The sequence below is a fragment of the Tabrizicola sp. genome (assembly GCF_041911175.1).
Lineage (GTDB): Bacteria > Pseudomonadota > Alphaproteobacteria > Rhodobacterales > Rhodobacteraceae > Tabrizicola.
Window position 1 is genome coordinate 1 of record NZ_JAYRPN010000024.1, and the last position, 8021, is coordinate 8021.

General features: G+C 66.5%; 9 protein-coding genes. 6 read left to right on the forward strand and 3 right to left on the reverse strand.

The features are described from left to right. Positions 1-404: 404 nt before the first annotated feature. On the reverse strand, positions 405-899 hold the full coding sequence (locus ACE3P6_RS03050) for a ferritin-like domain-containing protein (RefSeq protein WP_374391531.1): 495 nt from the start codon (positions 897-899) through the stop codon (positions 405-407). 528 nt (positions 900-1427) lie between these two features. Here ACE3P6_RS03050 and ACE3P6_RS03055 point away from each other — a divergent pair. The 5 genes from ACE3P6_RS03055 (at position 1428) to ACE3P6_RS03075 (ending at position 4885) form a co-directional block, all read left to right on the forward strand. Beyond that, complete coding sequence (locus ACE3P6_RS03055) at positions 1428-1646, forward strand: hypothetical protein (protein ID WP_374391516.1); 219 nt, start codon at positions 1428-1430, stop codon at positions 1644-1646. A 482-nt stretch (positions 1647-2128) separates the two neighbouring features. After that, on the forward strand, positions 2129-2590 hold the full coding sequence (locus tag ACE3P6_RS03060) for a hypothetical protein (RefSeq protein ID WP_374391518.1): 462 nt from the start codon (positions 2129-2131) through the stop codon (positions 2588-2590). A gap of 75 nt (positions 2591-2665) precedes the next feature. After that, positions 2666-3967, forward strand: a complete 1302-nt coding sequence (locus ACE3P6_RS03065; protein WP_374391520.1) for a class I SAM-dependent methyltransferase — start codon at positions 2666-2668, stop codon at positions 3965-3967. Between the two features lie 160 nt (positions 3968-4127). Then, positions 4128-4634, forward strand: coding sequence for a sigma-70 family RNA polymerase sigma factor (locus tag ACE3P6_RS03070; RefSeq protein ID WP_374391522.1), 507 nt, complete (start codon positions 4128-4130; stop codon positions 4632-4634). 83 nt (positions 4635-4717) lie between these two features. Then, a complete protein-coding gene (locus ACE3P6_RS03075; protein WP_374391524.1) occupies positions 4718-4885 on the forward strand; it encodes a hypothetical protein in 168 nt (55 codons plus the stop codon). Positions 4886-5145: 260 nt separating this feature from the next. On the opposite strand, the gene ACE3P6_RS03080 is transcribed toward ACE3P6_RS03075, so the two are convergent. Beyond that, positions 5146-5976: a hypothetical protein gene (locus tag ACE3P6_RS03080; RefSeq protein ID WP_374391526.1), complete on the reverse strand. Its 831-nt coding sequence runs from the start codon at positions 5974-5976 to the stop codon at positions 5146-5148. Between the two features lie 437 nt (positions 5977-6413). Here ACE3P6_RS03080 and ACE3P6_RS03085 point away from each other — a divergent pair, with 437 nt between their 5' ends. Further along, entirely contained in the window at positions 6414-7265 is an 852-nt protein-coding gene (locus ACE3P6_RS03085; RefSeq protein WP_374391528.1) for a glucose 1-dehydrogenase, read from the forward strand. An 82-nt stretch (positions 7266-7347) separates the two neighbouring features. Here ACE3P6_RS03085 and ACE3P6_RS03090 read toward each other — a convergent pair whose 3' ends face one another. After that, positions 7348-7728, reverse strand: a complete 381-nt coding sequence (locus tag ACE3P6_RS03090; protein WP_374391530.1) for a hypothetical protein — start codon at positions 7726-7728, stop codon at positions 7348-7350. Positions 7729-8021: the final 293 nt, after the last annotated feature.

Here is an 8021-nt window from a genome sequence, read left to right on the forward strand (position 1 = left end):
GGCCCCGCTCCGCGCATCACCATCCCGGCCAGCGGCGCCAGTCAGCCGCACGAACAGGCCTGACAAAAGACCGCACTCGATCACATGTCCGGACGATCAGAAATTCCTTGCAAACCGAGCGGCATCCACAAAAGAAGGTTCGACATCAGGCCCACCTCCTCCGCCACCCGACATCCAACCGTCTCTGCCAGACGCACAGGGAGCGGTCGTCCGGTCAACGCATCCTCGCTCCCGGCGCTCTTGGGGGAAGGGCTGTCGCGATTTATGCGGGATCAATCCGGGTTGCGGCCTGGATCGGGTCAGGTTGAGGTCCACCACGACCGCCTCTCCCCACTCGGGCCGGTTTTGCCTGCAAGTCAAAAGGGCCGGGCAAGCCCGGCCCTTCTGCCGTCAGCCCGAGCCGGTCAGGCTGCCGCCATCGCCGTCTGGTTGACCTGGTCGGCAACCTCCGACAGGGCCTCGTCGGCCGCCTTCTCCTGCTCGAGCGTCTGTTGCAGAAGCGGGATCGCGTCGTCATAGCCGAGCTGCGCGGCCCAGGCGCACAACGTGCCGTAGCGGGCGATCTCGTAGTGTTCGACCGCCTGGCCCGCCGCCGCCAGCACGGCGTCGATGGCCGGGGTCTGGCCGTACTCTTCCATGACCTCGGCACCCTCCTCGAGAATGCCGTTGATCGCCGGGCAGGTCTTGCCCTGCGCCCGTTTGCCGATGATCTCGAAGACCTGCTCCAGGCGTTCCACCTGGCCCTCGGTCTCTTTGCGGTGCTTGGTGAGCCCGTCCTTGAGCTCCTTCGACTGTGCCGCGCGGATCATCTTCGGCAACGCCTTCAGGATCTGACGCTCGGCATAGTAGATGTCCTTCAGGGTGTCGGCGAATGCGCTTTCTAGCGACTTCTCTTTCATTTCGATCTCCATGTCGATGATGCGGTTGCCCGGAACGGCCAGAGGTTCGGGGCCGGCGGCCTGGGGTTGGAACGCGGGCGCTTCCCGACGCTCCCGGACCCTGAACCTGCCGGACCTGCGAATGTTCCTGCCGAAATGCCGTCCGGCCCTGGCGGTGCGGAACATCCGCCCGGATGCGGCGTTGAAGAGGCGCACCGTCAGGAGGCCCTCATGCCACGCAACGATCCCACCACCCGCCACCCCGACCCCGGCACCATCGACCAGCGGCAGCAGCAGATTGATCCGGCTGGAAAAAACCGCGATGATCGCGATGCGCGGCCGGATACGAACACCAAGCAGCCCGGCAATCTGCCGGAAGGCGACGCGCCCCCAGTGTCCGATTGACGGGAAGCAGGTTCCTTCCTCGGGGCCGCCGCAGACCGCGCGGGCGGGCGTTGATCTCCCTTCCCAGCCCACCTCCTGCCGTTCCACCGGGAACCATCCGGTGCCGGCGAGGGTTTCGAAAGGCTGCAACAGGAGGCGCGCCCCATGTCCGCACCGCAGACGGATCCCGAAAGGCAGTTGAAACGGCACAGGGTGCCGATCATCGGGATGGCCCTGGTTGTCCTCTTCGCCCTCGGCGTCATCATCTACTGGCTGTTCGAAGAGGTCAGCCAATCCGATCCGCCGCCCCCCGAAACGCCTGCCGGGGCGTCCGCCCCGGCCGAGGAAGGCACCGCCACTCCAGACCCCGGAACGCAGCCCTGATCCCTCCCGGTGCCGCCTCGCGGCCCCCTCTGGAACCATTCGGCCGGTTTCGGCGTTGCAGCAAAGAACGTATCGCGAAAGGACATCCAGATGACAAATCTTGATCCCAATCCGCCCCCGACCGGACCGAGGTCGAGACCGGTTTCCAACCGTCCGCAGACCATGTGGCTGATTGCCGGGGCGATCGTCGTTCTGCTTATCCTCGGATATTTCGTCAGCAACGAGCGGACATCGGTCACGCCGCCGGCGCCCGAGGCCACCGCGCCCGCCGATACCACTCCGCCCGCCGATACAGGCGCGACCGCACCAGCGCCAGCCCCGGCGCCTGAGACCGCTACGCCCCCCGCGACCGCGCCTTCCGACACCGGCACGACGGGCACGGGCACGGGCACGGGCACGACGACAGCCCCCGCGACACCTCCCGCAACCTCTCCTTGATCGCCGCGGGGAGCGTCCGGCACGGGCAGCATGACGAGTTCGGGATGAACAGCACCACCGTGATCACCTTCCTGAAGGCCGGGCTGGGCGGGACGGTCGTGTCGGCGATCGTGCTGATGGGGCTCGGACGGGTTTTCGCCGGAAGCGCGCTTGCCGCCTTCAACGCCACGTCCCACTGGCTGTTCGGGCCCGCGGCCGCCTCGACGCCGGGCTTCTCGCTCGGGGTGACCGGCACCGGCGTCCTGACCCATGTCGTGGCATGCTTCTTCTGGGGCGCGGTTCTGGTCGCGCTCCTTCTGTTCACGGGCGTCAGACGGACCGTTCCGGTCTGGCTCTGCGCCCTGCTGGTCGGCATGCTGGCGCTGGTCATCGACTATGGCCTGCTGCCCGAGCAGCTCAGCCCCGGATGGCATCTGGTCTTGCCCGGCACCGCGGTGTTCGCGGGCTTTCTCGCCCTTGGGGCGGGCCTGGCTCTTGGTGCAACCCTGGGCCGGAGCCGGGCATGACACTTCCGCCCGCGGACAACGCGCCTCCGTCCACGCCGTTGCCGCGGGCATCCTCTCATCATCCACAGGTGCGACATGCTGCAAGACACTGGGGCGGACCGGCCCGAAAGCACGACGACGTCTTCCCTCGTTGAGGATCAGCCCTGGCACCGCGCCGGATCCGATCTGGCGGCCTTCCTTCTTCGCACGCTGCTGTCCGCCGTCATCCGGCAGGGCACGCTCCAGGTCGTGCTGCCGCAGGGCGAACGGATAGAGGTCGGCCTCGGTGACCCCAGGGTCCGGGTGCGCATCCTTCAGCCCGCAACGGTCTGGCGAATTCTGCGCAACCCGGACCTCGGGCTGGGCGAGGCCTACATGGACGGCACGCTGGTGGTGGAGAATGGGGAGATCTACGATCTCATCACCCTGGCCATGCGGAACATCGGCCTCGGCGACGGAGCCGGCATCATGAAGGTGCACGCGGCGCTGCTCTATCTGACGCGGCGCATGGCACAGAACAACCCGCTGAAGAAATCCCGCCGGAACGTCGCCCACCACTACGATCTCTCGCACCGGCTCTACGACCTCTTCCTCGATCCGGCGCATCAATATTCCTGCGCGTATTTCACCAGCCCCGACGACACGCTGGAAGACGCGCAGCAGAACAAGATGCGCCATATCGCGGCGAAACTCCTGCTCTCTCCGGGACAGACGGTGCTCGACATCGGCTGCGGCTGGGGCGGCCTCGCCCAGCACCTTGCGACGACCGCGGGAGTCAGGGTCACCGGACTGACCCTGTCGGTCGAGCAATGCAACCACGCGGTGAAGTCGGCCGCGGCCGGGAAGCTTGAAGACCGCCTCGCATTCAAGCTTCAGGACTATCGCCAGGCGGAAGGTCGCTATGACCGCATCGTTTCGGTCGGCATGTTCGAGCATGTCGGCGTCGGCTACTACCGGCAGTTCTTCCGCAAGGTCGCGAGCCTGCTTGCGGACGACGGTGTCGCGCTGATCCATACGATCGGCTCGGTGCGCCCGCCGCGCGCGACAAGCCAGTGGATGAACAAATACATCTTCCCCGGAGCCTATGCGCCGTCGCTGTCGGAAATCGCCCCGGCGATCGAGCAGGCGGGCCTCTATACCACCGACATCGAGGTCCTGCGCCTGCATTACGCCCAGACGCTGCGCGCCTGGCGCACGCGCTTCATGGCCGCGCGGGCGCAGATTGCAGCGATCTACGATGAACGGTTCTGCCGGATGTGGGAATATTATCTGGCCTATTGCGAGGGCGCATTCCGCCATACCGGTCTGGTCGTCTTCCAGATCCAGATCAGCAGACGGGTCGGCACCGTGCCCCAGACCCGGAACTATATCGCCGCCTGGGAAGAGCATCACGCCTGACCCTCGGGTTCGCGCCGGTTCCGGCGCGCGGCCCCGCTTTCCCGCCCTGTCCGGTTCCTCTTGGCTGATCTCCGCCGCTTCCGCTCCGGTGCTGACACATCGACGGAACAGATCCGTCCTTTGGTCGTTTTCATGGGGACGGCGGAAAGGGGGGGATCAGATGGACAGGACCGACGGTTGCGACGAGGGTTCATTCAGTCAGAAAGTCGTGGAACTCATCCCCGCGCTCAGGGGTTACGCATGGTCGCTTCATCGCAACCGGGCTGACAGTGACGATCTTGTTCAGGAAACCCTGCTCAGGGCGCTTCTCTATGTGGACAGCTTTCAGCCCGGGACCAATCTGCGCGGCTGGCTGTTCACGATCATGCGCAATCGCTTCTACACCTCGCGGCAATCTGCAAAGCGCGAGATGGTGGGCATCGCGGACTGCATCTCGGAACTGCCGGTAACCGAGCCGTCGCAGGAGCTTCATATGGAAGTGCGCGAGGTCGGCCGCGCCTTTTCGGCGCTTCCTGCCCATTACCGCCAGACGCTTGCCTATGTCGTGCTGGGCGGCAACAGCTACGAAAAGGCGTCCAAACAGTTCAACTGCAATATCGGCACGGTGAAAAGCCGGGTGAACCGCGGCCGCGCCATGATGAAATCGGCGCTCGAGGCGCGCGAGTAACGCTTTGCGAAAGTGCCGCGGTGGGCCTATGCTGAATCGAGTGGCGCAGGGCGGTGCAGGCTGGCGGTTTTGCAGGATCAGGCATGACAGATGGGCGCAAACCGCGTGAAGATGCAGCGATCTCGGGTCGGGGTTCGACTCCGCTCGAGAAGGTCGAGGGTGAGGAGGTTCCTTCCCGGCTGCTGGAACTCGCGCTGAAACTCGAAGCCGCGCTGAAAGACCGCGTGGCGGCGCTGAAGAAGCGGCACTGATCGGAATATGGAGAACGCCGCCCTGCGGCGCCTTGCCGGGTGACCTGGGCAAGAGCCTGCGGCGGTCCCGGCTGAAGCTGGCCGCCTGAGCGGAGGGGATCACGCTCAGACGGCCAGGACCTTCCGCCGGGAGGGTATCGGGGAAGGTCCGGCCATCGACACGGGGAGACGCATTGCAGTCGCCCCGGTCTCGGCCTCGTCGCGGCAGGAAATCTGCTCGTGCCGGGGCCGGCGCGTGTCACCGCGCCGGCCGCCGGGTTTCAGGGCTTCTTGGCGCCGCCTTCCCGGTTCCTCGCAGCCTCCGATGCAGCGTCGCCCGCAGCCTGCCCGGTGGTCTGCCCCGTGGTGTGACCGCCGACCATTCCGGTGGCAGCGCCGCCCTTCTGGGCCCGGTTCTTCCGCCATTCGTCGAATTCGGTGTCGAACTGCTTTTGCTTCTCGTCGCTGAAGGCGGCAAAGTCGTCGTCGAACTGCTGCGTCTGGCGATCCCGCCACACCCGGAAGTTCTGTTCATGCCGGTGGCGGCCCGGTTCGGGCCGGTCGCCGTGCCGCTCGGCCAGAGCACGATTGTCATCTTCAACCCACCCCGACCCCGACCGGTAGCCCTGCGACCCGGGCCGGGACGGATCGGCCTCGCGCCAGTCGTGACCGGCTCCATACTGGCCGGCTCCATACTGGCCGGCTCCATACTGGCCGGTTCCATACTGGCCGGCACGATTTCCGCCCGGGCCGCGCTCGCCGAAGCGGCGTTCGGCCGATTCATCGCGGAACCCCGGATAGGCGCCGGAGTAGGCGTCGTCTCCGGTCTGGCCACCGTGGCGGGAGCCGCCTGCATAGGTCTGGGCGCCGCCACGGGCCCGGCCCGGATCGCGCATGTCCTGGTTCCAGCCGGAACGGTGGAAATCGTCATCCTCGCGCCCGCGGTCCTCGCGTGCGAAGTCCCCGGCGTCGGACCACGCGCGGCCGGAGGTCCTGGCCTGGCTGCCGGAACGCTCCTCGCCCTGCCATCCGCGGTTCCTCATCCGATCGTCTCTCGATGCCCGGGCGTAGCGGTCATTCTGGTCGTCGTAGTCCTGATCTCTGTCGGCCATTTCATCTCTCCGGTTTGCCTTCCCGGCTGAACCCATCAGCGCCCTGCCGAGAACGGGGACACAACCCCGTCCCCCGGGAAATGTTCCGGTCGCAGGCCGGTCGGATCGTGGCCCCCAGCCCTGGCCGGACCGCCTTGCCGCGACCCGGGAACAAATGTTTCCCGAGCGGATTGTCTAAAGATCACCGGGAGGACCGAGACATGCGTCACCTCAATCAGCTTTCCCTGCCGCCCGATCCCCAACCCGATCGTCCGGTGGGGCCCGAACCACAACCCGACCCGCCGCCGCCCGGGCCCGATGTCGTGCCGCCGCCCGGGACCCCGCCCCGCCCCCTTCCCGAGCGGACGCCGGAGCATGATCCGCAGATACAGCCCCCGGCGGGAAGCTCCCCGGCGGGGAGCCCGCAGTGACGAACGGTCTGGAAACAGGAGGAAAAGATGCAGGATTCCGGCATTCCGCGCCAGGTTCAGGCCCGCCAGCCCGGGCTCGAGACAGACATGACGCCCGCGCCGGACTATGGCCCGCGCTTCGCAGGCTCTGGCCGGCTGAAAGGAAAGACCGCGCTCATCACTGGCGGCGACAGTGGCATCGGGCGGGCAACTGCCGTGCTCTTCGCGCGCGAGGGGGCAAACATCGCCTTTCACTACAGGGACGAGCACCAGGACGCCGCCGACACGATCGAAGCCATCAGACAGGAGGGCGCAGAGGTGATCGCGCTGCACGGCGACATCGGCGATCGCGATGAGGTGAAACGTCTCGTCAGGGAGACGGTGGGCGCCTTCGGGCGGATCGGCGTTCTGGTCAACAACGCCGGCGAGCAGCACACGCGCGACCACGTCGAGGACATATCCGAAGCGCAGTTGCAGCGCACCTTCGCGACGAATTTCTTCGCGCAGTTCCATCTGGTCCAGGAAGTCGTCGCGGACATGCGCGCTGGCGATGCGATCGTGAACGTCAGTTCGGTGACCGCGTTCAGGGGGCATGAGAAACTGGTCGACTATGCCTCGAGCAAGGGCGCGATCCTGGCCTTCACGCGGGCGCTCTCGACCCAGTTGGCCGAACGGGGCATCCGCGTCAACGCGGTGGCTCCGGGGCCGATCTGGACGCCGCTCATCCCGGCATCGTTCGATGCGGAGAAGGTCGCCAAGTTCGGCAGGCACACGCCGCTCGGCAGACCCGGCCAACCGAACGAGGTCGCCCCGGCGATCCTGTTCCTGGCTTGCGACGATTCCTCCTATGTGACCGGACAGACACTTCATCCCAACGGCGGCGAGCTGGTGGGCGGATGATCCCGCGAGACGTGGCGCTGAATCGAAAGGGGCGCCCCGACTGCTCAGGGCGCCCCCTCTCTTCGCACCGATCGCGGGGCGATCAAGGCGCGATGACCGTGCAGAGTTTCATCATGTTGTCCTGGGTCACGCCGTTTGCCGTCCCCTCGGATCCGCTGGGCGCCGAATTGTCGGTGGCCGTGCCGGAGGCTGATGCATCGGTGCCCTTCGCAAGATCGCAATCCGCGGTGACCATCGCCCGCTGTTCCTCGGTCATGCTCTGCCAGGCGTTGCGAATCTCGTCATCGCTGCGAAGCGTGCCCATCGTGTCGTCGGTGAAGAACTGGGTGCCGACCGTGCCGCCCCAGGTCTCGCCGAAATGCGGGGGATTGTCCCGATTGGTTTCTGCCGTGGTGGTTTGCGCCGCGGCCATGCTTCCCCCGAGTGCCAGTGCAGCGGCGGTGGTCAATGAAAGGAATTTCATTCGCGTCTCTCCTGTAACGAGGACACCTGCCCTTGAGGTGAACGCGGAAACAACCCCGGCGATGGCGGAATGTTCCTGCCCGCAGATGAGCTGCCGTCTTGGCCTGCGGCCCTTTCCCGCGTGACGCCGGGCGCGGGGATCGCAGCCGGCAGCCAGAAAAAGGCCCGGCAGAACCTGCCGGGCCTTTCGTGATCGCTTCCGGGAGGATCAGCGGTCCCGGTTTGCATCCTTGCCGCGACCCTGATCCATCTCGGGCTGCGAACGGCCGCCCTTCTGGTCCTGATCGCGCTGAC

Bases quoted from the DNA above. Each gene is read 5' to 3' on its own strand.
- ACE3P6_RS03050 (WP_374391531.1), bottom strand. From the start codon at position 899: ATGAAAGAGAAGTCGCTAGAAAGCGCATTCGCCGACACCCTGAAGGAC.
- ACE3P6_RS03055 (WP_374391516.1), top strand. From the start codon at position 1,428: ATGTCCGCACCGCAGACGGATCCCGAAAGGCAGTTGAAACGGCACAGG.
- ACE3P6_RS03060 (WP_374391518.1), top strand. From the start codon at position 2,129: ATGAACAGCACCACCGTGATCACCTTCCTGAAGGCCGGGCTGGGCGGG.
- ACE3P6_RS03065 (WP_374391520.1), top strand. From the start codon at position 2,666: ATGCTGCAAGACACTGGGGCGGACCGGCCCGAAAGCACGACGACGTCT.
- ACE3P6_RS03070 (WP_374391522.1), top strand. From the start codon at position 4,128: ATGGACAGGACCGACGGTTGCGACGAGGGTTCATTCAGTCAGAAAGTC.
- ACE3P6_RS03075 (WP_374391524.1), top strand. From the start codon at position 4,718: ATGACAGATGGGCGCAAACCGCGTGAAGATGCAGCGATCTCGGGTCGG.
- ACE3P6_RS03080 (WP_374391526.1), bottom strand. From the start codon at position 5,976: ATGGCCGACAGAGATCAGGACTACGACGACCAGAATGACCGCTACGCC.
- ACE3P6_RS03085 (WP_374391528.1), top strand. From the start codon at position 6,414: ATGCAGGATTCCGGCATTCCGCGCCAGGTTCAGGCCCGCCAGCCCGGG.
- ACE3P6_RS03090 (WP_374391530.1), bottom strand. From the start codon at position 7,728: ATGAAATTCCTTTCATTGACCACCGCCGCTGCACTGGCACTCGGGGGA.